Source organism: Streptomyces sp. ME19-01-6, from assembly GCF_033793745.1.
Classification (GTDB): domain Bacteria; phylum Actinomycetota; class Actinomycetes; order Streptomycetales; family Streptomycetaceae; genus Streptomyces.
Window position 1 is genome coordinate 1 of the sequence record NZ_JARAXF010000125.1, and the last position, 759, is coordinate 759.

A 759-nucleotide genomic window follows, 5' to 3' on the forward strand; every position below is an offset into this window, starting at 1 on the left:
CATGTGATCACGCAGGTGGTCACCACCGACGCTGTGGTGGCCGACACGGAGATGACCGAACCGGTCCACCAGACGCTCGCGGAACGGGAGTTGCTGCCGGACGTGCATGTCGTGGATGCCGGCTACACCACAGCCGCCCTGTTCCTGGCCGCCACCGAGCGGGGTATGGAACTGCTCGGTCCGGCCCCGCACGACAGCAGCCGCCAGTCCCGAGAGGATCAGGGCTTCTCCCGCGCTGACTTCACCATCGACTGGGACGACGAGAGCGCAGTCTGCCCAGGAGGGCACCGAAGTTTCGAGTGGTGGGAACAGAAGCACCACCGCAACGGCACTCCGGTCCTCAAGGTGTTCTTCTCCGCCGAGCACTGCCGCCCCTGCCCGAAGCAGACGTCGTGCACCAAGCCCCCGTCCGGGCGCCGGGGCAGAGGCATCACCTTCCTGCCACGAGAACGGCACGAGGCCCTCGAAGCCGTCCGCCAGGCCCAGGAGACCGACGAATGGAAGGACCGTTACGCGATCCGGGCCGGCGTCGAAGGCACGATCTCCCAGGCCGTCCGCGTCACCGCCCTCCGCCGCACCCGCTACCGCAATCTGCCCACGACCCGCCTCGGCCACGTCTTCGCCGCCACCGCACTCAACCTCATCCGCATTGACCGATGGCTGACCGGCACCCCTCTCGGCGGAACCCGCACCTCCCACCTCGAAGCCCTCATCCTCGCGGCCTGAGCGCCCGAATTACGCCTTTGCCAGCAGAGTCCT

The 759-nt window shown here is 68.0% G+C and carries 1 protein-coding gene; it reads left to right on the plus strand.

Annotation, left to right across the window (positions count from 1 at the left end; all coding sequences use genetic code 11):
• A partial coding sequence (locus tag PV419_RS52950) for a transposase (RefSeq protein WP_319701259.1) occupies nt 1-726 on the plus strand: 726 nt, incomplete at its 5' end.
• Nucleotides 727-759 lie beyond the last annotated feature (33 nt).